The 26,555-nt window shown below is 34.0% G+C and carries 19 protein-coding genes and 1 tRNA gene; 8 read left to right on the top strand and 12 right to left on the bottom strand.

Annotated features, from left to right (window positions below):
- Positions 1-12: 12 nt before the first annotated feature.
- The 7 genes from E1J38_RS04440 to E1J38_RS04410 form a co-directional block, all read right to left on the bottom strand.
- Positions 13-3,201, bottom strand: a complete 3,189-nt coding sequence (locus E1J38_RS04440) for a glycoside hydrolase family 2 TIM barrel-domain containing protein (protein WP_133355645.1) — start codon at positions 3,199-3,201, stop codon at positions 13-15.
- 358 nt (positions 3,202-3,559) lie between these two features.
- Positions 3,560-4,660 carry a glycoside hydrolase family 16 protein gene (locus tag E1J38_RS04435; RefSeq protein ID WP_133355646.1) on the bottom strand — a complete coding sequence of 367 codons (1,101 nt, stop codon included), beginning with the start codon at positions 4,658-4,660 and terminating at the stop codon, positions 3,560-3,562.
- A gap of 96 nt (positions 4,661-4,756) precedes the next feature.
- Positions 4,757-5,710: a PKD domain-containing protein gene (locus E1J38_RS04430; RefSeq protein ID WP_133355647.1), complete on the bottom strand. Its 954-nt coding sequence runs from the start codon at positions 5,708-5,710 to the stop codon at positions 4,757-4,759.
- Positions 5,711-5,723: 13 nt separating this feature from the next.
- The gene (locus E1J38_RS04425; protein ID WP_133355648.1) at positions 5,724-7,817 is read right to left on the bottom strand and encodes a hypothetical protein; all 2,094 of its coding nucleotides are present in this window, start codon (positions 7,815-7,817) and stop codon (positions 5,724-5,726) included.
- Positions 7,818-7,835: 18 nt separating this feature from the next.
- The gene (locus E1J38_RS04420) at positions 7,836-9,320 is read right to left on the bottom strand and encodes a RagB/SusD family nutrient uptake outer membrane protein (protein ID WP_133355649.1); all 1,485 of its coding nucleotides are present in this window, start codon (positions 9,318-9,320) and stop codon (positions 7,836-7,838) included.
- Between the two features lie 10 nt (positions 9,321-9,330).
- The gene (locus E1J38_RS04415) at positions 9,331-12,357 is read right to left on the bottom strand and encodes a SusC/RagA family TonB-linked outer membrane protein (protein ID WP_186525814.1); all 3,027 of its coding nucleotides are present in this window, start codon (positions 12,355-12,357) and stop codon (positions 9,331-9,333) included.
- 218 nt (positions 12,358-12,575) lie between these two features.
- Positions 12,576-15,344 carry a triple tyrosine motif-containing protein gene (locus tag E1J38_RS04410; protein WP_255449781.1) on the bottom strand — a complete coding sequence of 923 codons (2,769 nt, stop codon included), beginning with the start codon at positions 15,342-15,344 and terminating at the stop codon, positions 12,576-12,578.
- Positions 15,345-15,617: 273 nt separating this feature from the next.
- Between E1J38_RS04410 and E1J38_RS04405 the strand changes: the two genes are divergently transcribed.
- The gene (locus E1J38_RS04405; RefSeq protein WP_133355651.1) at positions 15,618-16,313 is read left to right on the top strand and encodes a LysE family translocator; all 696 of its coding nucleotides are present in this window, start codon (positions 15,618-15,620) and stop codon (positions 16,311-16,313) included.
- Positions 16,314-16,397: 84 nt separating this feature from the next.
- Here E1J38_RS04405 and E1J38_RS04400 read toward each other — a convergent pair.
- A tRNA-Cys gene (locus tag E1J38_RS04400) sits at positions 16,398-16,469 on the bottom strand.
- 46 nt (positions 16,470-16,515) lie between these two features.
- Entirely contained in the window at positions 16,516-16,884 is a 369-nt protein-coding gene (gene folB / locus E1J38_RS04395) for a dihydroneopterin aldolase (protein WP_133355652.1), read from the bottom strand.
- A gap of 80 nt (positions 16,885-16,964) precedes the next feature.
- On the opposite strand from folB, the gene E1J38_RS04390 reads away from it, so the two are divergent.
- From E1J38_RS04390 to E1J38_RS04365, 6 genes are all read left to right on the top strand, one after another.
- Entirely contained in the window at positions 16,965-18,995 is a 2,031-nt protein-coding gene (locus tag E1J38_RS04390; RefSeq protein ID WP_133355653.1) for a glutamine--tRNA ligase/YqeY domain fusion protein, read from the top strand.
- A 78-nt stretch (positions 18,996-19,073) separates the two neighbouring features.
- On the top strand, positions 19,074-19,556 hold the full coding sequence (locus E1J38_RS04385) for a DUF1761 domain-containing protein (RefSeq protein ID WP_133355654.1): 483 nt from the start codon (positions 19,074-19,076) through the stop codon (positions 19,554-19,556).
- A 65-nt stretch (positions 19,557-19,621) separates the two neighbouring features.
- The gene (locus tag E1J38_RS04380; protein ID WP_133355655.1) at positions 19,622-20,779 is read left to right on the top strand and encodes a GNAT family N-acetyltransferase; all 1,158 of its coding nucleotides are present in this window, start codon (positions 19,622-19,624) and stop codon (positions 20,777-20,779) included.
- 296 nt (positions 20,780-21,075) lie between these two features.
- Complete coding sequence (locus tag E1J38_RS04375; protein WP_133355656.1) at positions 21,076-22,689, top strand: sensor histidine kinase; 1,614 nt, start codon at positions 21,076-21,078, stop codon at positions 22,687-22,689.
- Positions 22,676-23,308 carry a response regulator gene (locus tag E1J38_RS04370; RefSeq protein ID WP_133355657.1) on the top strand — a complete coding sequence of 211 codons (633 nt, stop codon included), beginning with the start codon at positions 22,676-22,678 and terminating at the stop codon, positions 23,306-23,308. The genes E1J38_RS04375 and E1J38_RS04370 overlap by 14 nt, the downstream gene beginning before the upstream one ends.
- Before the next feature lie 102 nt (positions 23,309-23,410).
- A complete protein-coding gene (locus E1J38_RS04365) occupies positions 23,411-23,755 on the top strand; it encodes a hypothetical protein (RefSeq protein ID WP_133355658.1) in 345 nt (114 codons plus the stop codon).
- 59 nt (positions 23,756-23,814) lie between these two features.
- On the opposite strand, the gene E1J38_RS04360 is transcribed toward E1J38_RS04365, so the two are convergent.
- Entirely contained in the window at positions 23,815-24,339 is a 525-nt protein-coding gene (locus tag E1J38_RS04360) for a hypothetical protein (protein WP_133355659.1), read from the bottom strand.
- Entirely contained in the window at positions 24,332-25,264 is a 933-nt protein-coding gene (locus tag E1J38_RS04355) for an SPFH domain-containing protein (protein ID WP_133355660.1), read from the bottom strand. Before E1J38_RS04355 ends, E1J38_RS04360 begins: the two co-directional genes overlap by 8 nt.
- A gap of 73 nt (positions 25,265-25,337) precedes the next feature.
- Between E1J38_RS04355 and E1J38_RS04350 the strand changes: the two genes are divergently transcribed.
- Positions 25,338-26,021 (top strand): hypothetical protein, encoded by a 684-nt coding sequence (locus tag E1J38_RS04350; protein WP_133355661.1) that lies wholly within the window; start codon positions 25,338-25,340, stop codon positions 26,019-26,021.
- On the opposite strand, the gene E1J38_RS04345 is transcribed toward E1J38_RS04350, so the two are convergent.
- The gene (locus E1J38_RS04345) at positions 26,005-26,538 is read right to left on the bottom strand and encodes a hypothetical protein (RefSeq protein ID WP_133355662.1); all 534 of its coding nucleotides are present in this window, start codon (positions 26,536-26,538) and stop codon (positions 26,005-26,007) included. The two genes, E1J38_RS04350 and E1J38_RS04345, sit on opposite strands and share 17 nt — an antisense overlap.
- Positions 26,539-26,555: the final 17 nt, after the last annotated feature.

The raw sequence follows: 26,555 nt of genomic DNA, 5'->3' as shown, positions 1-26,555 counted from the left end.
TTTCATCTAGTTTTATTTACCAATATTGATGTGAACATACGTTCTAATCTCCCATTCGTTTCCATTATCAAATCCAACTGGACTTAAAACAGGGACAGGAGGGAATGTATTTGGTTGAACAGCTGTAGGTGCATATCTAGGAGAGAATTCATCTAAGGAACGCCAAATACCTTTAATTCCAATCTTCGTATCTGGTAGAATAAACCAATCTGGCTTTCCTATAGAAGTAGAAATATCAATCATGTTCTGAACTGGGAATGTAAGGTTGAAGTCTCTGTGGTAATCAAAAGGACCCCAATCATTTACCTTGAAACCATATTCCAGTTTCCACTTCTTGTATATCATTTTGATATCACCTCCAAATCGTTCAATGGTTCTATCACTATCACCCATAGCTTGTGCTGTACCACCATATAAATTAGCTATGATGCCTAAATCTGGACTTACTTTAGAAACAATTCTAGAATTAAGTTCCCAGAGGTCTTGAGCAGGTGCAGATTGTGGGAAGGCGAAGAAGGTACGGTTTGCTAAGAAACCAATGTGTGCATCTTGTGCTGTTGGGTGATGCTTGTACACAAACCCTAGATTAAAGGCTAATTTCGCATCTTCAGCACGGTCGTTATCCCATTCGTAAAACCATGTTCCAGGAGTAGGGTCAAAGGTTAATAATAATTCACCTGCAGTGGTTTCTCTATTCCATCTCACTGCAAATGGATCATCAATGAAGTTTCTTAATCTACCTGGTGCATTGACATCATTAGGCATTGGGTCTACTAATGGTTTTTGCCAAAGAAAGTTGGGGGCTATTTGCCAATTTCCCATTAATACTGTAAAACCAGATAGGATATTGGTTTGGTTGCCGCTACCAGAATCTTTAAGCTTCCACCCAGTAAAAGTTCTTGTTGCGTCTGCACCACCATTGGCTACTAGCCCCATATAAGCGGCTTGCGCATACCAATTAAACTTTCCGCCTTGATAGGTTATTTTAGCTTTTCCACCCCAGTTATCATCAGAGTTTATTTTATCTTCATAAACTACATAGTTTCCAGAACTTCCGGTTACATCTTGAAAAACACTACCGTTTAAAGGTCTACCGCCCCAAATACCTCCAAGAGACAATCCAAGCTTTCCAAATTCTTTTTCAAGAACAACCGTAGCGCGTTCAGTTGGCCATGGCGGAATAACACCACTTCGTATTTGATTGGCATCCAGAATACGTCTACCGTTTTCATCAAATTGTAATTCTGTATTTAAATCTCTGTGATAAATACCGGTAATATCCCAATGTTTAAAGTTTGTTCTATATTTAAATAACATGGTTGGGTTAGCACCCCACCATAATTGGGGACCAAACGCAGCTTTAAAACCTTTAAAGGCTCGTTTCCAATCTATTTCTACCCCCAAAATTTCACCATTATATATATCTAAATTTGGACCATAGTTTGCTTCGGGATAAAGGCCAAAAAAGTCACCTTCATACCCCCAATGGTAATGCCCTGTTCTATAGAACCCTCTAACATCAGCATGCTTTGCATTCCATTCAAATTCTGCATTATATACTCTAACACGGTTGTTATCTGTAATGACAATTTCTTCCCCTTGATCATTAATGACGGTTACTGGGCGCCCTACATTTTCATAGAAAATTTCATTTATTGGATTTTGAGCAACATTTCCAAGGATATTAAAATTTACTTCGGCTGTCATGTTAGAGGTTGGTTTACCCTCAATACCCACGTAATAAGATTGCATATGGTCAAACCCTGATTGATTTGGAAAAGACTGCGATGTAGGATCTGGATTGTCAGGAGTTGTAATTAAAGACCCTCCAGTATTAAAAGTTGTAAATTCTGCTCTAAGATTACTAAATTGAATTTTACCTCCGTCTTGTGCATCTAGAGCAGCCTTATCACCTCGGGCTCTCAAAACGGCATCCATTAAGTTAATATTATTGAAGTAATTTTGAAGAAAGCCTTCATTAACACCATCGCCGTAAGGATTTAATTGATGCGCCTCTTTTAAAGCATAGTATGCAGCCCGTGGGTATAAATCGTATAAACCTCTTGGGCTTGTTGGCCCCTTAGCACAGATACCAAACCATTCTTCGTTCATATTATTTTCACCTGGAGCTAAATCTATAGCGTATCCGCCATTGGCCCATGAGGCATTGGTATCGTGCACATCTGCGTTTTCTCTTTTATCAAAACCGTATTTCCACCAACCATCACTAAATTGAAAAGTGAAACCACCAATTGAGTTATCGGTACCATTTAAACCTGCTGCATTGGCATAAATTTCTCGCCAATTTTCAACCATGTAGTAAGCTTGAGCCTTTTGATCTTCTTTATTTTCAATAGCATTGAAAGCGTCGGCTCCGAATTCTGTTAGCATTATTGGTATATCTAGCTTTTCATCAACTACCGTAAACATATCCGTAAATGATGGGCCCCTATATGCATTTACACCATATATATCTACATCTTTACACTCATCGGCAACGATATCAATAAACAGAACGTCCCCATTACAGATAGCCACGGGATGCGAAGCATCTATTTCCTTCATAATTTTAGCTGCAGTATTCATTAATCTATACATAGGTCTTCCTCGACTCTCACCAATAAAATCAATTCTTGCTTGATCGTCTGGGAAATCTTCGGTTTCAGCACCTGCCCAAAACAATCCGTAGTTATTTTCATTACCTAATAAATAAAGAAGAAGTCCTGGCGTGTTTTTATATTCTTGCACCAAATTTTTAACTTCATCTAATAGATATTTTTCTGTGGTTGGTTCATCATATATTGTTACTGGTGTCCAAACACCATCTAAGGTAAGTCCGTAGCGGCCAAAAGAATGGTTTAGCATGGTGTATATACCATACTTTTCATAAATATACTTTATCCATTTTGCAGGAACCCCCGTATATTGTCTGATTGTATTGACGCCCATATTCTTTAGCAAGCTCATTTCTGTATCTAAGCCCGCTTTGATAATATCGTCTGGTTTGTTCCAAAAATCTGCATTCACCGTATTGGTGCCAATAGGGATGTAATCCCAGTTCATACCGTTAATCATAAATTTTTCATCATTAACGGTTAAATACACACCCTGGTTACTGGTTTCTACACTAACTTTACTTGCTTGTGCAAATAATGAAGATGAAAACAAGATTAGAATGAGTTTAAAGAAGTTGTTTCTCATAATATTAATAATTATTTCAATTAGTTTAGTTACTACCTTGTTTAGGTAGTTCAGATAGATTTACTCAAGAATAATGAGAACTCTATGTGTAAATTTAAAAGATTAAAATGCGATTATGATATTTTTTACCTCGACAAAAAACATACAAATCAAAAAAAATAGTTAAAAAATGAGAATACATCAATTATCACTTGGTTTTATTGAGCTTTCAGGAAGCCTTATTTTTTTACTTTTTAATCTATGTTGTGGTTTTGTATAGGTATATTATAACGATGTTGAGGTGGTTGTTTCTTTTTGTTGTGATAGAAACTCATAGTACACATTATTAATTGACCTTTAAATGTCAATAATCAAATTATTATTGATAAACTCTTATATAATCTATTTCCATAGTATCTTGTGTGAATCCTGAATCTATGGTTCCTCCTAAGGTCCCACCCATAGCAATATTTAAAATCAAGAAAAAATCTTTATTAAATGGTAGACTTTCGTTCAATGCTATTTCATAGTATTCAACATTGTCTAAGAATATTTTTATATACGTTTCAGTCCATTCCATCGAGTAAATGTGAAACTCTGTTGAAGCATTAGAAATGCTACTTTCAAGACCATAACTCGCATTGTTACCATTATCTGACCAATGGCAAGTGCCTAGAACTTTGTTTTTATCATCTCCTGTTTGTTCCATAATATCTATTTCGCCACAAACAGGCCAACCAACAGTATCAATATTTGAGCCTAATAACCATATTGCAGGCCAAGTGCCTTTAGATTCAGGTAGCTTTGCTCTTACTTCAACGGTGCCATAGGTAAAGTTGAATTTACCCTTAGTTAGTAAGCGCGCCGAAGTATATTGAGCTCCTTGATAGCTTTCTTTTTTTGCAGTGATTTTTAAAACACCTCCTTCTACTTTAACGTTCTCTGCTCTGTCTGTATAATATTGAGATTCGTTATTTCCCCAACCACATAGATTTGGACATCCATTTCCAGTGTTATAGGTCCATTTAGAAGAATTGGGAGCACCATCAGTGTTAAACTCATCGCTCCAAATTAATTGGGGTCCAGAAGAGTCAGTTACGTATACATCAATGCTTTTAAATGTACTTATGCTTTGACCGGTACTTGAATACGCAAATACTGTTATGAGGTAATTGTTAGTTCCTTTATTAGTAAATATATGTTCTAAACTACCATCTGTATCTTCAATTTCAGCATTATTTCCAAACTTAAATCCATATTTTACAGCATTGGTAGCTGTAGCAGTGCATTGAATTGTACCAGAGCCATCTCCATTTGGGTTAGTGTTATCTAATCCAATAATATCTATAGTTAACACTAAATTAGATGGCACGATTATTTCTGGTTCATTGGGAATAATATCTCCATCCTCTTCACAAGAACACGAGGTCAATAAAAGTAATACAAGAACTATATTGAAAATATATTTTAGTTTCAACATTTCATTAGAACCTATGTCTGGGCTAATTTAATTTAAGTTATTGTGTAAAAAGTATCGAAGCAGAAATCATCTTATGCTTCGATACTTTTTTAGCTATTAATCGTTAGGGTTGTCTGTTTGGTATAAACAATACCAAGCTCTAGGCCCCTCTTCTATTCTAACGTATAATTCATTTGCTGTTATCGTAATAATTTCGAGTTTACTGGAAAGACTTGGTCCAACATACCAGCACATAAAACCATTATCCGAAAAGTTCATGGTTGTACCTCTGTATTCTGGATTAGTACCATCTTTTGTTGCTTTAGAATTTGAAGGAGAGAAACTCACATTTTTTATACCATCTAAACTTGGAGCCACATCGGTGCCGTGGCATGTGTCACCATCTATTCCAATACTTCCAGCATAATCACCAGGTGTGTACGCTATGTCTTTTAATTGTTCAAAAGTCACTTTACCATCAGCAGACTGTGTAAATACAAACTCAGCATCATACATACATAGTTTATCAGAATGCCATGCGTTTGATCTAAACCAAAAATCATAGGTGTGTTCGCCATTAGCTTGTACGTCATTTGGTCCTAAACCAATATTGCCTGGTTTATCGGCAGCCCAATACCATGTTTTGCTAGAGCCAGCTCCACCAGTTAAGAAGTCTTTAGCTTCTTGATCTTCAAAAGAACTAAATACATCTATATTCATAGATTCTGAAGTTGTAATACCTCCAATACCTGAAGCCATAACGGTAACAGAATAAGTGTTTAGGCCTGTAAGGCTAAATTGATGTGTTACCGTACCTGAAGGTGCTACTACCACATCGGTATCATCTCCAAAATCATATCTATACGTTATAGCACCATCAGCAGAAGCTGTAAAATTCACTAATCCTGTTCCGTCGCCATTAGGGTTATTGGCGTCTACGCCAACAATTTCATAGGACATGCTAACGTTACTTGGAGCAATTATATCTCCTACAACACCCTCATCATCTTGACAGCTTGTTATTAGCAGCAAGCTTATTATTGGCATTAATATATATTTTATGTTTTTCATGATTTCTTATTTTTTAATTATGAAAATAGATATTATCGATAAATACTGTTGCGCTACCTCCTGAGGTATCCCAAATTAACTGCGTGATATTTGAAAAATCTAAGTTATAATCTGTTAACGGAATTGTTACACTTATCCAAGTACCAGTTAGCACTTCTGGTAGGAATACAATGTCCTCCATTACGGGGTCTAAAGCGGTATTAACTATTTTAAATCCTAAGGTTGTAGCATCTGGAGTGTAATAATCAAAATGCAAGTATTTTACACCTGTTAAATCAGTTGGGTTACCATAATCTGTAACGATTCCTGAATAATTTAAAGATTCATACAACCAAATATTATTTCCATCTACACTAAAGTCTGATAATGTTGTGGTTTGCCCCCAATTTGGATTTACCTCATTAAGTGTAACACCAGAATAAGCATCACTATAAATTGAAATAACATCATTTTGTGCAATTGTTGGCACTGGTGCGATTACCTCTGGTTGTGTAGAACTATCGGAATAGAAATAAAGATTATCTATGTACACCTTAGCGCTACCTCCTTCGGTATCAAATAACATTTGAGTGATTTGTGAAGCATCAACATTGAATTTACTCATTGGTACAGTTACACTAACCCAGGTACCTCTTACAATTCTGTCGACAAAAATTACATCTTCTTGACCAACTACTGTATTAACAATTTTTAAACCAAGCTTTTCTGCGTCTGGTGTAAAATAATCAAAGTGAACATAATCCATTCCTGATAAATTGGTTGGGTTGCCGTAGTCTGTTACAATACCTGTGTAATTTAATGCTTCGTATAACCAAATATTATTACCATTTATATCTACTGTGGTTAATGTTGTGGTTTGTCCCCAATTAGGATTTAATTCACTTATGCCAACACTCGTATAACTATCGCTAAAAATGGATACTACATTTGCAGCTTTTTGAGTTGGCGAAGGGGCATTATATTCAGGAACTTCTGCCACAGTAGATGGCTTATAGAAATAAATATTATCTATAAATACTGTTCCTGCTGCCCAAGGGTCACCAACAAATTTTAATTGGAAGATTTCTGTCACAGTAAGACCTTGATCTGTATAATCTGAAATAGGAATGTCTAAGCTCGTCCATTCTCCAGAGGTTAAATCACTCCATACGGGTTTTTCGGTAACATCTCCTGATGCATTATTGATTAAAGACGTTTCTATCTTTAGACCTTCACTAGCTGTCCAAACATCTAAGTGGAGATATTTCATTCCAGAGACATCTATAGAAGTCCCATCGGCTAATGCGATACCTTGATAGCTTAAGTTGATATATTGCAACATCATATCGCCGTTAAGGTCGAATTCAGCCCAAGCACTACCCTGTCCACCTTGTCCCCAATCAGGAAAGAAGTTAGTCCCAGGCACATCATCATATTTTGAGCTATATAACGAAATAACATCGGTTTCCTCTCTATTTGGAGGTGCTGGTGCGGGTTCTACTGGCTGAAGAATTTCAGTCACTTCAAATTCTTCTATATATTCTGTTGTTTCAATTGCCGCACCCATAATCACTATACGAATGGTATAAGTTCCAGGCTCTTGGTATACATAGGACACTGTATCTCCTATGTTACCAGCTACCGGGGTATCATTTCCTTCTTCACCAAAGTAGACTTCATAAGATATAGCAAAGTCAGCAGTAGCTGTAACATTCACTTGCTTAGAGATAGCCTCGTCGTTTGCAATTGTAATAATTTCATTTTCTGGTGCTTTAAATGATACCTCCAGATTTTGTGCAGCCTCTGTTGTTAGTCCCGTTATCCCAACAGCTTCTATATTTACAATATATGCCCCTTCTTTATAGGTATGAGAAACACCTTCACCTTGTATAACATTAACAGGTTCTGGAGTTTCATCACCAAAGGTGATGTTGAAATTTGATGCCCCAACGGCATTGGGCGTAATGGTCACTACACCCGTATTATCCTGAGTTACTTTAAAAAGGGCAGACACTTCCGAAGGCGCTACAACTTCATCAATGAAACTCAAATCATTGTCATCTTCAGCACAGTTAGAGAAAAGCGCTAAAGCAATTAATAAGCTGAATATAAATTTTAAATTTTTCATCTTTAATATTTTTATTTTTTAATACCCTGGGTTTTGTGCCCATCTTCCTCCAGATAAATTGATTTCTTCAATTGGAATAGGGAATAGTTCATGTTTTCCAGAAACAAATCCGTCGATAGCTTGAGCAGCTCTGCCGGTTCTTACCAAATCGAAGAATCGATGACCTTCTCCAAAAAGCTCTACTCTACGTTCTTTGTAAATATCATTCGTTAAGTTTGTTCCTGTTGTAGAAACACTTGGGAGCATGGCTCTATTTCTAACTTGATTCAAGTAATTTTGCGCCCTAGTATCACTTATGCCGCCTCTGTTTAGTGCCTCTGCGGCCATTAAAAGCACATCAGCATAACGTATAGCCCTGTAATTGTCGGGGTTTGTCAAAGCAGCATCGGCAATATCTAAATCGCCTTTTCTAGCGATGTACTTTCTGTTGAAATAACCTGTTTGCTCATAACCAGCATTTGCATCGTAGGATGATCCAGGATTGTCAGCTATATATTGTTCAATATCCAAAATGGTGGTTTCAAAGCGTAAATCTCCAGGTTCAAAAGCATCTACAGCCTCTTGTGTTGGTATGTTAAAGCTATAACCGGCGTCAAATTTACCGGTAGAGTCTATAAAATCTCTTGGGCCATTAAAGAATGTGGTATAGTTTCCTTCTAAACATTGGAAACAATCGTAGCTACCACCATCAACATCGGAATATTGAATTTCGAAAACAGATTCAATATTGTTTTCCCAATCACGTTCAAACATATTTGGATATTCATCAGAGGTTAATAATCTGTGAGGTCCGTTGTTTATTAAATCTTCTAAAACATCAGCAGCCTCAGCAAATTTATCTTGATAAAGATAAACTCTACCTAAAAGCCCTTGAGCAGCTCCTTTAGTTACTCTACCAGTTTCGTTTTGAATATAAGGAAGGTTAGCAGCTGCGAAGATTAAATCTTCTTCTATGAGTGCATACACTTCTCCTTTGGGTGTTCTATCTATGGTAAATTGATCTCCAAATTGAATGCGTTTATCTACTAGCATAGGCACATCACCCCACCATTTTACTAAAATAAAATTATAATATGCTCTTAGAAATCTTGTTTGAGCAATCACACTGGTTTTATTTGGAAAATCAGTTTTGTCCTGAAACTCCATGATGTAGTTGCAACGATTTACGGCTTCGTACATCCATTGCCACATGGTTCTTAAACCTCCATCGCTTTGCCCAACAGGAGAATGAATCATATCATCAATTTCTTGAATATAAGGAGAATCTGTGGCGCTCTCTCCACCACACAAAGTATTATCTGAAGCTATTTCAGCATATTGATAAAACTTTGCTGTAGTTTGCAAATAGTCATAAGCAGCAACTAGTGCTAATTGATAGTCGTTTTCTGAATTAAAGAATTCTTCAGAGTTTTCGTCTTCTGAAGCAACATCTACAAAATCGTCACTACAGGAAAATACTATTAGAAATAGTAATGTAAAGTATATATATTTTAAATTTTTCATGTCTCTTTTTTTAGAATTTTACATTAATGCCTAATAAGAATGTACTAGCACTAGGATATATACCCTGATCTATACCTCCTCCAATAGGAGCTCCTGTTCCAGCAGTTGGGTCATAACCACGGTATTCAGTTAATGTAAACAGGTTGTTTGCTGATACATATAGTCTGAATTGATCGAAAAAAGAGCCTTCATTATCATTAGAAAAGGTATATCCTAACTGTACGTTCTGTAATCGAATGAATGAACCATCTTCTACGTAAAAGTCAGAAAATAATGTATTTGGACTGGTACCAATAGTTTGTCTTGGCGCAGCGTTGGTGGAACTGGGTCCTGTCCATCTATCTAAATACCAAATAGGTTTATTTACCAATTGTTGGTTACGCTCATAATTACGTACAATGTCATTTCCTACAGAGGCAAAAGCATAAGCAGAAAAATCAAACTTTTTGTAGTCAAAAGAAATATTAAGCCCCATAGTAGCATCTGGAAGAGGGTTTCCAAGATTAACACGGTCATCTAAATCAATGACTCCGTCACCGTTTTGGTCAACAAATTTAAGGTCACCAGGTTGTGTTGCCACGTTTGTTACTGCAGCGTTGTTTACTTCATCTTGAGTTTGGAAAACGCCATCGGTTTGGTAACCAACAAAATACCCTAGAGGAAAACCTGCTTCCATTCTGGATATTTCTGGTTGCGATATACCAAAGCCACCGCCTTCAAGGAACTCTCCCTCTCCACTAACAGAAACAACTTCATTTTTAATTCCTGTAATGTTATAGTTTATATTAAATTTGAATTCCTCTCCTATGGTGTCTGAATAACCAATAGCAAATTCAAAACCTTTGTTTTCTACAATTCCAGCATTTACAACTGGGGCAGCTCCTGTACCTAACAACCCAGAAACTTGAGGAGAAACCAACAAATCTTCAGTTCTTCTATTAAAGTAGTCTGCCGTAATATTTACCTTGTTGTTTAATATACGCATGTCAACCCCAATATCGATTGTCTTTTGCTTTTCCCATTTAATTTGAGGATTAGCGATACCTCCTGTAGCTTTTCCAAAGACTTCATCTTCGGCATCATTTCCTCCAAAGAAATAGGTGCCTTCTCCAGTTAGAAGCGATACAAAGCGGTAATCACCAATTCTATCGTTACCCAAAATACCATAAGAGGCTCTTAGTTTTAATAAGTCAAAGAAGTTATTATTTCCCATAAACTCTTCATCTGAAATAACCCAACCTAAAGAACCTGATGGAAAGTATCCAAACTTATTACCGGGACCAAACCTTGTGGAACCATCTCTACGAATTACAGCAGATAGTAAGTATCTTCCTTTATAATCATATTGCAACCTTGCAAAGTATGACAATAATCTACCATCAAATTTTGGATTACTACCGCGTTCTTCAAAAATATCTTCTTGATCTAAGGCTAAATCAACTCTAGCTGATGTAGGGCTGTTATCACGAAAATCTCTACCTATACGTCCAGAGAATACACCTGTAGTCTTAAAAACAGAAGTCCCTAAAAGTACATTTAACTTGTGGTCATCATTAAAGGTGTTTTCATATTTAATAAATCCGTCAAAAGTGTAATCTCTAAAAATATCAAACCCTTCAAAAACTTCACTTGTAAATGTATTGAATACTTTTCCTGTACCATAAAAATCTTCTGGATCATAACGGTAAGTATCAACCTCAGAATAGTTAAATTGTATATTTGCTTCTGCTGTAAAATGATCTAAAAAGTTATATGATAAGCCTGCAAAACCATTGAGCTTCATAACTTTATTTCTGTTAAAGGTGTTTGCTATTTGGGCTAATGGGTTAACTACTTCGGCCCCCAAGCCATTTGCCAACGTAAATTCGCCGTTCGAGTCTCTTACAGATTTGGTAGGATCCATGTTTAATGCATTAAATAAAACAGAACCTAAAGTACTTTCAGGGAGATTATTCTTTTTGGTTCTTGTTAGAGTAAGCCCTGATTTAAATTTGAAGTTGTCTAAAAAATCTAGATTATAGGTAGCTGCATTAGTAAAACGTGTAAAGTTGGATTTTTTACCACCTACAATACCATCCTGTGATAACAGGGAGGAACTGTATGAGTAAGAAGATTTTTCACCTCCACCTCTGAATGTAATATTATGGTTAAACACGGGAGCTGATTCAAAAACTTCATCTTGCCAATCGGTTCCAATACCAAGACTAGATAAATCTGAAAAGGGAGGTGTACTGCCAGCTGCTGCATAAGCTTCATTGACAATAACAGCATATTCCGTAGCGTTTAGAACAGGTATTTTACGAGTAGTTTGTTGGAAACCACCCCAAGCGTTATACTCAATGGTAAGAGGCATAGATTTTCTACCTGTTTTGGTTGTAATTAATATCACACCATTAGCAGCTCTAACCCCATAGATACCTGCAGTAGCATCTTTCAGAATGTTGATACTCTGAATATCACTTGGGTTAATAACACTTAGGTCTTCAACAACGTTACCGTCTACAAGTATTAATGGTCTACTATCACCATTTGTAGAAACCCCTCTAATACTAATAGTAGAACCTGCACCTGGAGATCCAGAATTGGTGGTTATGTTTACTCCAGCAACTTGTCCCTGTAAAGCTTGCTCAATTCTTGTTGGTTTAAGCTTTTCAATAGTCTCTGGCCCAACTACCGAAACGGCTCCAGTAATTTCCTTTTTGGTTTGAGTACCGTACCCAATCACTACTACTTCATCTAGTTTAGCTATATCATCTTCTAATTTCACTATTAATTGGGTATTACTCGAAATAGTTATTTCTTGAGTAACATAGCCAATGTAGCTGAATGTAAGTGTTGAACCTATTTCGACACCAGAAAGTGTAAAGTTTCCATCAAAATCTGTTACGGTTCCTTTAGTTGAATTTTTAACAATTACATTGACTCCAGGGATAGGGAATCCAGAATTGTCCTGTACATTACCATTAATCTCTATGGATTGCGCAGAGGCGTGTACCATGAAGAGTAATGTTAGAATTTTTAAGAACGTGTGTCTCATGTTAATTTAGTTTTAGTTTGGTGTAAACTTAACACGATATATTATTGAATCTATATTTTTTACCTGAACAAAAAATATACATCACAATAAAACACATGAAATTTTGTCAATATCTTAATAATAAAGGTGTTTTCAGAGAATAAAGGAAGCTTCTGAATTGAAGAAAAACTATTCTTGTATAGGTCTTGTATAGGTATTTTTAATTATTGTAGTGGTGCTTAAATCTCTAAAATGTAATCTGAAAGACTAGATTCGTGTTCTAAATTCAATTTTTTTCGTAATCTATAACGCTTAACTTCAACGCTTCTAGGGGAAATATTTAGCAAAGGGGCAATTTCTTTAGATGATAAGTTCAGCCTTAAATAGGTACACAACCTAAGATCGTTTGTAGTTAATTCTGGGTGCATCCCTTTGATTTTTTTTAGGAAATCTTTATCAGCATTATTAAAAGCTTCTTCAAATAAGTTCCAATCATCCGAATTATTTAAGTTTTTATCAATAACACCAATCACTTTCTTTAATTGGCTTACTTCATTTACATTACTTAATTCTTTCTTTATATGCCCTAAAACTTCATTCTTTTTAATGATGTTCATGGTAGAAATTCCTAGTTCTCTACTTTTGTTATCTATATCTTGCCTTAGTTTTTCGTTATTAAAACGCATGAGCTGCTGTTTATTTTCAAGTTCTTTTAGTTCCAGCTCACGGGCTGTTTTTCGCATTAAACTTTCTCTTTGCTTTCTATAATAACGTTTATAAATATTGTGGGTGGTAACAATTATTATGAGTGCACCTATTAAGTAAACTACAACCATAACATTGGTTAAATACCAAGGTTTTTCTATAGTAAAACTAAAGGTTTCGGTGTTCTCAGACAATGTATCCCCTACCTTGGCTCTTACTTGAAACTGATAATCACCATAAGGTAAGTTCTTAAAAAATATACTAGGATTGGATGACCATGGACTCCAGTTAGGATAAAGTCCTGTGAGTTTATATTGGTATTCAGTATCTAAATATTTGTTATACTCAGGAACACTAAAGCTGAAGACAATATTATTATGTTTGTTCTTAAACTCTGTAAATTTAGACCTATCAATACGTTGAACAAATTCATTTTCTATATCGCTTACAGCTATTGAATTGAGAGCTATCTTAAAGGTTTTATGTTTAATTTTATTTAGGTTGAGAATGATGTAGCCTTCAGATGTACCTATCACATATTTTTGGTCATTGAGATGAGAAATATTCTCAGACCCTGTTAAACCATGAGGTAATAATTCTGAAAAAGGAATGGTTGTTACGGTTGGGTTTGAGCTTAGTTTCCCAGAAGAAATATAACTTAGCTTTTTTCTTGCAAAATTCCAAAGCATTTTATTTTCAGCATCTACAATTAACTTACCAGAAGTATACGTATCATTGTCAAACAAACCACTCATGAGGGAATCTTTAACAAATGCTTCTTGACTTTTATTATAGTTATACACACCGCCAATGTATGCATAGTACAGTTTGTCATTGAATTTTACCAAACTAGAGTTTAAACCTTGCTCTAGAGATTTTTCCTCTTTGGTTTCAATTATTTTAGTAAAATCAGTATTCGTTTTTAATTTAAATACTCCTTTATATTCATGACTAACAAATATATTGTTATCCACTACTTCAAAAAATTTACTAGAGGTATTGAAACCCTCAATTTTATGTTTAAAACGCCAGATATCATTACGTTTTTCAATAACACTTAAACCATCATAATTTCCTACCAATAATTGGTTTGACTTATTGGGTATAGGAATTATGTTCCAAGTACCATTAATATCTATTTTATTTTTAATCTCTCCGTTTTCAATTATTATAGTACCAAGATTATGCCCACAGAACAGGGTGTTTTGATAACTTACCAAAGACCATACAGGGCCTTCTGTACCTTCAATAAATTTGAATGAAGAACTAGAGTCATTGTTAGGTTTGTAAAATAGCCCTTGATTGGTTCCAAGGTATAAAATGTTATTGTAATAAATGGAGGTATAAATAGTACCTAATTTACCATCTTTGTCATGATATAACTCAAAAGGAGACTTTACATTAATACAATTAATGCCATTTTCTAAGGCAAGCCATATATTATTTTCAGAATCTTCAAATACATCATGAATAGCATTATTAAGTAGCCCATTAGAGAAATTAATAGTATAATCAACTTCTCCATTGGGTGTTATATGTAATATTCCGTTAGATCTTGTTCCAATTATAAAGCTTGAGTCTTGAAGTCTTTTGCTCCTGTAAACACTAACTTTAGATAATATATTGCTAGCTGGAATATCCCACTTATTTAAACTATTGTCTTTAGAAAATATATAAAAACCATTCTTTTCTGTTTGAACTAAAAGTTCATTATTTAAGTTAAAAAGGTTTACTAAATAGTTTTCTTTAAAAATTTGGTGATTACTTACAAGTTGAGGTTTGCCTCCTTCTATTTTGTAAAGTCCATCTCTGACCTTTTGGAAATAAATAACTTTTCCAACTTCAAATATTTTATAAATTATAGAATCGGAATCAATAATATTTAAAGATTGGGTTGTTTTATTATAAATGTAAATGCGACTTAAAGATTGAAACAATATCCAATTATCTAAGGCAATTATATTCCAGAATTCTTCATCTTCAAGAAATTCTACTTTGAGGTTTTGAGATAAAGACGTATAGTTAAGTTCACCTAATACATCTCTTTTCCAATATCCAAACTCTCTATAACATCCTGTATAAATTAGATTATCAATAACTTTTACAGAGCGCATTTTGCCACTGGGAGATTCATAGAGTTGCCAAGTTTCGCCATCAAACTCTAGTAATCCGCTATTGTTAGCAACATAAACGTATTTGTTTTCAGTTTGTGATACAGACCAGTTTTGATTGTCGGCACCGTACATTTCGGGAGAATAACCCTGTATAGGGGGAAGCACTTGTGCTTGTATAGAAACACACACAAATAAAGTTATGGTAAATAGAAATTTTAAATAAACACCCATCTTAATTATAACTATACAAATTTGTTGTAGTTACAATATACTACAAAACACTTAAAAATAGATATTTATTTTTTATTATTAAATATATTGTATAGGTGAAACTTGACTTTTATTACATGAATTGAACAAAGTAATTCCTTGCTCAAACAAACCACACTATTTAATGCATCTATTAAAGAGAATAATTAGTTTTATTTCTTTATTTTGTATTGAATAAAGCTTCACGAAATTATGTTTGATGACATTTTAACAGCCATTCCTTTTGGAATTGTTCTGGCATTTACTATTGGCCCAGTGTTTTTTGTGCTGTTAGAAACCGGTGCCACTAAGGGGTTTAGAAGCGCCCTGATTTTTGATTTAGGGGTTATTTTGGCAGATATTATCTTTATTATAGTTGCTTTTTTTAGTACTAATAGACTTTTAGATAGAGTAAAAGGCGACCCTAATTTTTTAATTTTTGGAGGCGTTTTACTCATTGCTTATGGTATTATTTCATTTATAAAAACCTCAAAATCGTTCAGAGATATTGTTAGAGAATATCATGCTGTTGAATTTAAAAAAGGCTATGGTAGATTATTTGTAAAAGGGTTTTTGCTCAACTTCATTAACATAGGAGTGCTTATTGGTTGGGTTATTTTTATAGCTTTAGCAAATACTTTGACAACTTCAGAGCATGGTGTTTTAATTTTCTTAACAACCATATTGTTAACCTATTTATTGGTTGATCTAATAAAAATAATGGTTGCTAAAAGAATTAAGAAAAAATTAACCCCTCGTTTAATTTATAAAACAAAAAAAGTAGTGGCTTTAGTTGTTCTAGGTTTTGGTGTGCTATTGTTAGTTCAAGGATTATTTCCTGAAACTTATGAGAAGAATAAAGAGAAGCTAGAGCAGATAAACCCCATTAAAGAAAAACTTCCAGATTAATTTTAAACTTTTTTGGGAGATTGTTTTCTAATTTTAAAAAATTGGGATAAAAAAAGAGATACTTTTTGTAGTATCTCTTTAGAGAGGCGTCAAGCGGATTCGAACCGCTGTACCAGGTTTTGCAGACCTGTGCCTAAGCCACTCGGCCATGACGCCATTATCTTATGGTGCAAATGTAAAAAAATTTATAACTTTTTCTTATTTAAAACTGCTTTTTACGTCTGTCAGTCATTTTTATCGTCACGCTCTCAACATCACCGCCAATAGGTGGGTTTATTTTACTAACCCAAACCGTTGCTTTTTTAACCATGCTATCCTCAGAAAATATTCTATCTAAAATACGTTTTGCAACAGTTTCCAGTAGTTTTGATGGAATAGCCATTTCTTCTTTTATAATGCTATTCAAGAAAACATAATCTACAGTATCATTTAGTTCGTCAGATATTGCAGAGGTTTGTAAATCTGCTTTTACTTCTAAATCTACCCTATAATCACTACCTATTTTTGTTTCTTCTTTTAAGCACCCGTGGTATGCATAAACCTTAATATTTTCAACTTTTATTGTTCCCATTATTGTTTCCAAAGTTATTGGGCTAAAATAGGTCGATTTTCCGTAATTTTGGGGCTTATTTAGTTGAAAAACCTCAGAAAATGTCTGAAGAAAGAAAACCGCTTAATTTTATTGAGCAAATTATAGAAGAAGATTTAAATAACGGAATGCCCAAAAGCAGTTTACGTTTTAGGTTTCCACCAGAACCAAATGGTTATTTGCATATTGGTCATACCAAAGCTATAGGCATTAGTTTTGGGTTGGGTGAAAAATATAATGCTCCAGTAAACCTCAGGTTTGATGACACAAACCCTTCTAAAGAAGAGCAGGAATATGTAGATGCTATAAAGCGCGATGTGGCATGGTTGGGCTATAAATGGGATAAAGAATTGTATTCTTCAGATTATTTCCAGCAACTCTATGACTGGGCTATTCAAATGATTAAGGATGGAAAAGCATATGTAGATTCACAAACTAGTGAAGCTATGGCAGAACAAAAGGGAACTCCCACTCAGGTAGGCACCAATAGTCCATACAGAGATAGAAGCATTGCAGAAAATCTTGATTTATTCACGCGCATGAAGCATGGAGAATTTGAAGCAGGAACACATGTATTACGTGCAAAAATTGATATGGAAGACCCTAACATGCTTATGCGAGATCCTATCATGTATCGTATTATGTATGCGCATCACCATAGAACCGGAAATGACTGGTGTATTTATCCTATGTATGACTGGACACATGGTGAGAGTGACTATATTGAGCAGATTTCGCACTCATTATGTTCATTGGAATTTAAACCTCACAGAAAACTTTACAACTGGTTTAGAGACATTGTACATGAATATAGTAAAAACACCTTGCCATTGCCTCCAAAACAACGCGAGTTTGCAAGATTAAACTTAAGCTACACCATTATGAGTAAGCGTAAGTTGCTTCAACTTGTGAATGATGGTGTGGTTAATGGATGGGATGACCCAAGAATGCCAACTATTTCTGGGTTACGAAGAAGAGGGTATACCCCAAATGCCTTAAGAAAATTTGTTGAAACTGCAGGAGTTGCTAAACGCGATAATGTTATTGATGTCTCACTGTTAGAGTTTTGTATACGAGAGGATTTAAATAAAACAGCGCCTAGGGTGATGGCTGTTTTAGACCCTATAAAATTGGTGATTACTAATTACCCAGAAGATAAATTAGAGTGGTTAGATGCTGAGAACAATCCAGAAGATGAAAGTGCTGGTTTTAGAAAAGTACCTTTTTCAAGAGAAGTGTATATTGAAAAAGAAGACTTTAAAGAAGAAGCAGGCAGTAAGTTTTTTAGGTTGAAGTTAGGCGGCGAAGTGCGTTTAAAAAATGCCTACATTATTAAGGCCGAAAGTGTTGTAAAAGACAATAATGGCAATATAACCGAGATACATTGCACCTATTCTAAAGATACTACAAGACGCGTTAAAGGAACCTTACATTGGGTGTCCATTGCTCATGCTGTTAAAGCAGAAGTAAGGGAATATGATAGATTGTTTATGGATGAATCTCCAGATGGACATCAAGATAAAGACTTCATGGAGTTTATAAATCCAAATTCCTTAAAAACGATTCAAGCATATGCAGAACCAAGTTTAGCTGAAGCTAAAGTAGGAGACAGGTTTCAATTTCAACGCTTAGGGTATTTTAATGTTGACGATGATGCAACTTCAGAAAAATTAGTATTCAATAAAACGGTTGGCTTAAGAGATACTTGGGCTAAAAAAGTTAGTGCTGAGGGTAGTTCAAATAAGGTACAAACCAATAATCAAAATCAGCCTAAACCACAGCAACAGCAAACACAACGTAAACCAATTGATGTAATTAAACAATTAGGTAAAAAATACACTAATTTACCAGAGGCTAAACAACAGAAGGTTAGAGCTGAAATATTGGAGTTGGCAAAAGATGTTTCTTATGAAGATCTAGAACCACTTTTTGGTACTGCTGCAAAAAAGGTGGGAACACGTATTGCAACGGCCCTTACATTAGGCGTTTTGCTTAATAGAGGTTTAGAAAAAAACGAGAGTATTGATAGTTTTATTGCTAAGGCTTTAGAAGATGAAAATAATCTTTTAGTAGCTGAAGCTCAATTACTTTAATGTTTCATACTTAGGTTAATAAGCATTCCATTTAAGATTTTTAGCTATATTTATGTTCTAACTAAAAACTATATTATTATGGAATCAATGAATTTTGCAGCAATTCTTGTGGCTGCTGTTTCTGCACTTGTTATGGGTTTTATTTGGTATAACCCAAAAGTATTTGGAACTGCTTGGATGAAAGTAGCAGACATGAGTGAAGAAAAGATGAAAGGCGCCAATATGGCTAAAATTTTCATTATGGCTTTTATCTTTGCTGTCTTACTTGCTATGTCAATAATGCCTATGGTTATTCACCAAATGGGAGCTTTTAGTTTAGCACAAGGAGAATTAGGTGTTCAACCTTCATATGAGGCTTTTATGGCAGAATACGCTAATGAATTTAGAACCTTTAAACATGGAGCTTTTCATAGTGTGTTAGCAGGTGTTTTTATTGCCCTTCCAATTTTAGGCACTAATGCCTTATTTGAGCGTAAAAGCGCAAAATATATTCTAATTAATTCGGGTTATTGGGTAGTAACTATGGGGCTTATGGGCGCTATTATTTGTGGGTGGCAATAATTTTTTTGTAATTTTTTAATATATACAAAGACTGAAGTGATTAACTTCGGTCTTTTTCATTACCATTGATAACATACAAAATATATCGAACTGTTTCTGAAATTCCATCGAATTGGGATGGCCTACCTGTTAAAGATATATTTTTAAAAACCCCTTTTTTAAAAGCATTAGAAGCCTCATCTCCAACTAATATTAATACATACTTTATTGGGGTTTTTAAATCTGAAACATTGCTAGGGATAGCCATTATTCAAAGAGTTCAAATGTATTTAGATGATGTTTTTAGGCGCACCTCCAATAATAAACTAAAACAAATAGGTAAGCAGCTAGTATCAAAATTTGTACGAGGCAATGCTCTAGTGGTTGGGAATTTGATGCACACAGGACAACATGGTATTTATTTTAATTCTGAAAAAATTTCTCAAGATGATTTTTTATTGACCATTCAAAAAGCCATTGATGATTTAACCATTGAGATTAAACTAAACTTCAATAAAAACATTAGAATCATAGTATTCAAGGACTACTTTGAAACAGATACCATTCACCAATGCACCTCTTTTTTTAAAAAACAGAATTTGTATAAAGTTCAGGTACAACCCAATATGTTATTTAATGTCCTTGATTCATGGGAAACCCCAGACAATTATATTTCAGACTTTAATAAAAAATATAGAAGGCGTTATAAAACTGCTAGAAAGAAAATTGCAAATTTACATTGTGAAGAGTTAGACGAATACTATATAGAGGCACATTCTAACAAACTTTATGAACTTTATGAACATGTCTCTAACAATGCCAGAGTCAATTCGTTTAAGCTTGCTAAGAATCATTTTTTAAGTTTAAAACAGCAGCTTAAAGCAAACTTCAAGGTTTTTGGATATTTTTTAGAAAATGAATTGGTTGGTTTCTACTCTTTAATACTTAATAGCGAAATTTTAGAAACCTATTTTTTAGGATATAATAAGGCCCTTCAACAAAAGCATCAAATGTATTTAAACATGCTATTTGATATGGCTTCTTTTGGTATTGAAAACAATTTTAAAACCATTGTTTATGCCAGAACTGCTATGGAAATTAAAAGTTCTATTGGTGCCACGCCCAATATTATGCATGTGTACTTGAAGCACACCCATAATCTTATTGCCAATACGGTTTTGAAATGTGTGGTTAAATATATGAATCCTATGCGTAAATGGGAAGAAAGACATCCGTTTAATTAGAAAAAGGCTTTAAATAACCCGTTGTGCATTTTAATTAAACTCTGTCAATTCGAGTGGATTTCATGATTGAAATGAGTGAAATTTGTATCGAGAATTAAGGGTTTTGTAAGAAAAAAGTTCTCGATACAATTTTTCGTTCCTCAAAATCACTCGAACTGACATTAATTTCGTTTGAATGTTTCAAAATGCACAACGGGTTTTAAATATTATATTTGTAGTAAGGACTAAATCCCTAAACTCTAATAGATATTAGTTTAAAATCTCATATATTATTAATAATAAACGGGCTCGTTTTCTTGGTAGCAATTATGCTATCCATTACGTTTTATAGTCAGTTTTCAGAGGTTTTAACAAACAGAATACTTCAACAATTAAATTCTATAAAAACCTTAAAAAGATTTCAGGTAGAAAAGTTAATCAAAGCTGAGTGGGAGAGTTTTATGAGTACATCAGATGACACCTTTTCTGGTGACACTTTAAAAATAAGGTTACCTCATAAAGCACTGGAAACAGGTATTTATGATTTTACCAAATATGATTTTAATAATGAATTCACCATTGGTTTAGTTGATGCTAGTAATGGGAATTATCGTGTAAAAACCATTCCGTACAAAAAAATAATGAACATTTTGCTGGAGCGAACAGGAATGGGTGAAACAGGAGAATCCTACATAGTTGGAGAAGATTATAGAATGCGCACCCAATCGCGTTTTTTTAAAGATTCCACACCGCATAGTATTGTTGTTAAAACAGTAGGTGTAACCAATGCTTTAAATGATAAATTGGGTAAAGGATTATATAAAGATTACCGAAATATTGACGTTTATGGCGTTTATGGGCCAATTCAAGTAGAGAATCTTAAACTTGTAATTCTTTCTGAAATTGATAAAGACGAAGTAGAGGCACCATTAGAAAACTTAAAAGAGAGACTCTTTATTTTGATGTTTTTAGTAATTGTAATTGCTATTTTAATTTCTCTATTTTTAACTAGAATCATTACCAGTCCTATTTTAAACATGAAAAATAGTTTAAAGGAAATGGCAGGAGGTAATTATAATGAAATTAACGAGTTTACTAAAAACTCTAATGAAATTAAAGAAATGTTTGAAGCACTAGATGATTTAAAAAAGTCTCTTCAAGGTGCTGTAAATTTTTCAAAGGAGATAGGCAGCATGAACCTAAATTCCCAATACACCCCAAAAAGTAAAAAGGATGTTTTAGGAAAGAGTTTGCTGAAAATGAGAGATAAGCTTTTAGAGTTTAGAAATAATGAGCATATAAGCCGCATCAAAAACAAACGTCAATTGGTTGAAGGTTTAGAAAATGAAAGACAGCGTCTTTCTAGAGAGCTCCATGATGGTTTAGGGCCACTATTAACGTCCTTAAAATTTTATATTGATAATCATGTAGATGATAAAGAATTACGTTTAGAAATGGGAAAAATAATAGATAACACCATTTCTGAAATCAGAATTATGTCTAATGCTTTGGCACCTTCAATAATGGATGATTTTGGTGTAGGAGCAGCACTTACAAACTTTACAAAAGATATCAAAAAAGCATTTGGAGTCTCAATTATTTTCGAGGATCTATTAAAGCCAGTAAACAGTAAAATAACTAAAAATCAAGAAACTCATATTTTTAGAATAACTCAAGAATTAGTAAATAATACCTTAAAACATGCCAAGGCTAAAAACATTAGAATTACACTATCTGAGTTTGATGACTTTATATCACTGTTTTATTTTGATGATGGAGAAGGTTTTAAAGAAGATCATGTAATTTTGGGTTCTGGCATTATTAACATAAAAGAAAGGGTTGAAATTTGTAACGGAAAGATTCAAATACAATCTAAACCCAGAAATACCACTTTTGATATAGAATTGCCTATAGACAATGAAAACAATTAAACTGGTAATAGCAGATGATCATGAACTTTTTAGAAATGGTTTAAATGAGCTACTAAAAAGGCACGATGATATTGAGGTTATACAATGTGTAAGTGACGGAGAGGAGTTAATAAAATTTATTAAATCTAATCCAGAAACAGACATTGTTCTTTTGGATATTTCTATGCCTAACATGGATGGGTTTGGAGCTTTAAACAAACTTAAGAGTATAAATACTAATGTTAAGCCTATTATTATTTCTATGCATGATGAGGGCAATTACATTGCTAAATGCGCTAAAATGGGAGCTTACAGTTATTTGTTAAAAAATACCGATCAGGAGGAGCTTGTAAAAGTAGTACGTATAGTTAGCGGAGGTAAAAAGTATTTTTCCCCCAACATATCTGAAAAAATGATTGACTATATGTCTGATAACACTGTTAGTAAAGACATACTTTCTAAAAAGGAAACCGAGGTTTTGACGTTAATCTCAAAAGGAAATACTACTAAGGAAATTGCGGCACAACTCTATGTTAGCTCTAGAACTATAGAAACCCATCGTGCCAACATATTAAAGAAACTTAATGTTAAAAACACCGCAGAACTTATTATAAAAGCGGTGAACATGAAACTTATTTAGTCAAAAATCCGTATTTATACGGATATAAAATAGGTGATTTCATATACCCCTAATTAGTGTATTCTGTGCTTAAATTTGATTAATAATTAAAAAGAGCAGACTATGAGAACATTAATTTTTACACTAGCATTAGTTTTTATTTCTTTTGGGGTTTATGCGCAAAAACGAAATGACCTTAAAGGACCAGCATATAAGAATTACAAACCTTGGAAAGACAAAAGTGTACCCACTTTGGTTTATACAACTACAAAGAAAGAAAAATTAACAGGGCCAGCGTATAAAAACAAAAAGGTTTGGAAAGACAATTCTAAAAAAGAATATGTACAAATAGCCTTTAATTCTAGAAGAAATGATCTTAAAGGGCCAGCATTTAAAAACTACAAACCTTGGAAAAAAGAATCTACTGAAAGTAAAACAGAAGTTGCTGTAACCTCTAAAAACAATTAGTAAATAACAATAAATAAAAAAGTCTGCCTTAAACATGTATCTAAGGCAGACTTTTTTATTTATAACTGTTCTGTAGTCATTTCATCATCAGGGATGTTTAATTCAGTTTTAAAATCAGGCAATATCATATCAGCCATTGAGGGATTTTTAAGTTGTTTGGCCTCTAAGAAATACCATATTTCTTTTTCAGAATTGTAAATACCTAACAAATAACTTTTAGCTTTTATGCGCATGGCGCCAATTTTCATTTGATTATAGCTTTCAATACAACAGCGGTATTCATCCTGCTCAAAAATAATATTAGAAACATTTATAATATCGGCCTTTTCATATTCAAAACCTTCGGCTTTCATATTGTCGAATGTAGATTTTAATAACGCTATCCCAGCTTCGTGACCGCCCATCATGTCAATTACAGTAGGGTAGGTGTGTTTAAAAACGGTTTCAAAATCAAATTTAAGTGTGGCTTTGGTAGTTATTTTGGCATCCCGTAATGCTGATGCTTTTAATTCTTCAGTTGTTTGTGCAAAAGTAATCCCGCTAAACATTAGCAGGATTACAACAGTTTCGGCAAGTTTATTCATTATCTTCTTTTTTCTTTGCTTGCTTTTTCATGGCTTCACCAATTTGATTGCTAGCGGTAAAACTAGCTACCATGTTGTTTAGCATATCGCTTCCAGCTTGAGGTGAATTTGGCAATAAAATTAGGTTACTATTTGTTTCTTCGCCAATGGCTTGAAGTGTGTCATAATGCTGCGTTACTACAATTAAAGCAGAGGCTTCTTGCGAGTTAATGCCAACCTTATTAAGCACTTCTACAGACTCTTCTAACCCGCGAGCAATTTCTCTGCGCTGGTCAGCAATGCCTTGTCCTTGCAAGCGTTTACTTTCTGCTTCTGCTTTTGCTTTTTCAACTATTAAAATACGTTGTGCGTCTCCTTCAAATTGAGCAGCTATTTTTTCGCGCTCTGCAGCATTAATTCGGTTCATGGCTTCCTTAACCTGAGAATCGGGGTCAATATCTGTCACAAGAGTTTTTATAATATCATAACCATAATCTAGCATGGCATCTTGTAATTCAGATTTAACAGCAATAGCAATATCGTCTTTTTTAACAAAAACATCATCCAATTTCATTTTTGGCACTTCGGCACGCACTACATCAAAAACATAGCTTGTTATTTGATCATGAGGATACTCAAGCTTATAAAATGCTTCATAAACCTTATCTCTTATAACAAGATACTGAACGGATACTTTTAGCTTTACAAACACATCGTCTAAAGTTTTGGTTTCAACAATAACATCTAATTGTTGAATTTTTAAGCTGAGTTTACCTGAAATTCTATCTACTAAAGGAATTTTTAATTGAAGTCCAGAATGACGAATACTCTGAAAACGACCAAAACGTTCAATGATGGCAGCAGTTTGTTGTTTTACAATAAAAAAAGAAGAGATTAAAACTATTAATCCGAAAAAAATAATTGGATAAATTAAGTAAGAGCCCATAGTTATGTATTAAATGGTTAAAAATAATGTGTTACTAATTTAAGTTATATTTGCGCATACAACTTCAGATTCAATGAAAAAAAATGAATTTATTCTATTAGTAGCTTTTGTGCTATCTTTTGTTACAATTGGCTTTGCGCAACCAAGAAATTATAACATCACAAATGGTATAGGTGTGTTTGGTGGTATTACCAAATTTAACATAGACACAGACAATTTTATTACTGAACAAGGCGATGGCTTTTTATTTGGCATGTCGGCAACTGTAGATTTACCTCACAAGTGGTATAATATGAGTTATGGCATGCAACTTTCTGAGAATAGCATTAAAATTTCAGGCAGACCAGAAATGACTATGGGGCAAGAGGAGTTTGTTGAATATAAAATGTTTGCGGCTCAATTGGCTTTACTAGGGCATATTAAGCTAGTAGGCAGTTATTTAACGCTTGATATAGGCCCAATGCTTCAGTATAATGGGAAATTAGAGATTAAAAATGATGATCAAAAAGGGTATTACGTAAACAATTATACCAATTTAAACGCAGCAGATATTTCCGCCATTACTCATTTTAACCTTAATGGATTGGTTGGGGCAACTGTTGGATATAAATTCATTAAAATAAGAGCCCAATATATTTACGGGTTTACCAATATTTTTAAGAAGCTGGAGTCTGAAAATTTAGACACCTCAGGAGGTGATGCACGATTAAAAGGGAACACCAGTATGTTGGTTCTGGGTATTATTGCATCGTTTTAATGCAATTTCTAATTTCTGAATAGTCTATAGCAATAGTTCCTGTTTTTGAGTTAAAAGAATAGTTTTTAATTTTTCTACCACAATTTAGAATTAGATTATCTTTTTCTAGCTCATCTTTTTTAATGTAGCCTAGAATTTGTCCCCAACACGTTACCGGTTGAATGTTTTTTTGTTTTTCTTTAGGTAGTTTTATGTATTCAGAGGGATCAATATGTTTTAAAAGAGGAATAATTACTTTGCCTAAATCTATAATTGCAGTTTTAAATTTGAAGTTCTCAATTTTGATTGCTAAATCAACGTATTTAAAGATTACATTACCTTTTTCAACACTCTTAGGAATATCCAATTGAAAGTTTCCATCAAAATCTGAAAAAGTCAATATTTCTGTATTTTCTAAAGAAATACTAACTCCAGGATAACCAAGTTCACCATCCCAAACGTTTCCCTTTAAAATCGTTTGACCATTTAAAATGCATGACATTACCAAGAATAGAGTTAAAGCTAGTATATTTTTCATCTGAAAATTATTTAATC

It is taken from the genome of Seonamhaeicola sediminis, from assembly GCF_004358095.2.
GTDB classification, from domain to species: Bacteria; Bacteroidota; Bacteroidia; order Flavobacteriales; family Flavobacteriaceae; genus Seonamhaeicola; species Seonamhaeicola sediminis.
The sequence above is the reverse complement of the archived record's forward strand: the minus strand, read 5'-3'. Positions and strand labels throughout refer to the sequence as shown.

Bases quoted from the DNA above. Each gene is read 5' to 3' on its own strand.
- E1J38_RS04440 (WP_133355645.1), bottom strand. From the start codon at position 3,201: ATGAGAAACAACTTCTTTAAACTCATTCTAATCTTGTTTTCATCTTCA.
- E1J38_RS04435 (WP_133355646.1), bottom strand. From the start codon at position 4,660: ATGTTGAAACTAAAATATATTTTCAATATAGTTCTTGTATTACTTTTA.
- E1J38_RS04430 (WP_133355647.1), bottom strand. From the start codon at position 5,710: ATGAAAAACATAAAATATATATTAATGCCAATAATAAGCTTGCTGCTA.
- E1J38_RS04425 (WP_133355648.1), bottom strand. From the start codon at position 7,817: ATGAAAAATTTAAAATTTATATTCAGCTTATTAATTGCTTTAGCGCTT.
- E1J38_RS04420 (WP_133355649.1), bottom strand. From the start codon at position 9,320: ATGAAAAATTTAAAATATATATACTTTACATTACTATTTCTAATAGTA.
- E1J38_RS04415 (WP_186525814.1), bottom strand. From the start codon at position 12,357: ATGAGACACACGTTCTTAAAAATTCTAACATTACTCTTCATGGTACAC.
- E1J38_RS04405 (WP_133355651.1), top strand. From the start codon at position 15,618: ATGTTTGATGACATTTTAACAGCCATTCCTTTTGGAATTGTTCTGGCA.
- folB (WP_133355652.1), bottom strand. From the start codon at position 16,884: ATGGGAACAATAAAAGTTGAAAATATTAAGGTTTATGCATACCACGGG.
- E1J38_RS04390 (WP_133355653.1), top strand. From the start codon at position 16,965: ATGTCTGAAGAAAGAAAACCGCTTAATTTTATTGAGCAAATTATAGAA.
- E1J38_RS04385 (WP_133355654.1), top strand. From the start codon at position 19,074: ATGGAATCAATGAATTTTGCAGCAATTCTTGTGGCTGCTGTTTCTGCA.
- E1J38_RS04370 (WP_133355657.1), top strand. From the start codon at position 22,676: ATGAAAACAATTAAACTGGTAATAGCAGATGATCATGAACTTTTTAGA.
- E1J38_RS04365 (WP_133355658.1), top strand. From the start codon at position 23,411: ATGAGAACATTAATTTTTACACTAGCATTAGTTTTTATTTCTTTTGGG.
- E1J38_RS04360 (WP_133355659.1), bottom strand. From the start codon at position 24,339: ATGAATAAACTTGCCGAAACTGTTGTAATCCTGCTAATGTTTAGCGGG.
- E1J38_RS04355 (WP_133355660.1), bottom strand. From the start codon at position 25,264: ATGGGCTCTTACTTAATTTATCCAATTATTTTTTTCGGATTAATAGTT.
- E1J38_RS04350 (WP_133355661.1), top strand. From the start codon at position 25,338: ATGAAAAAAAATGAATTTATTCTATTAGTAGCTTTTGTGCTATCTTTT.
- E1J38_RS04345 (WP_133355662.1), bottom strand. From the start codon at position 26,538: ATGAAAAATATACTAGCTTTAACTCTATTCTTGGTAATGTCATGCATT.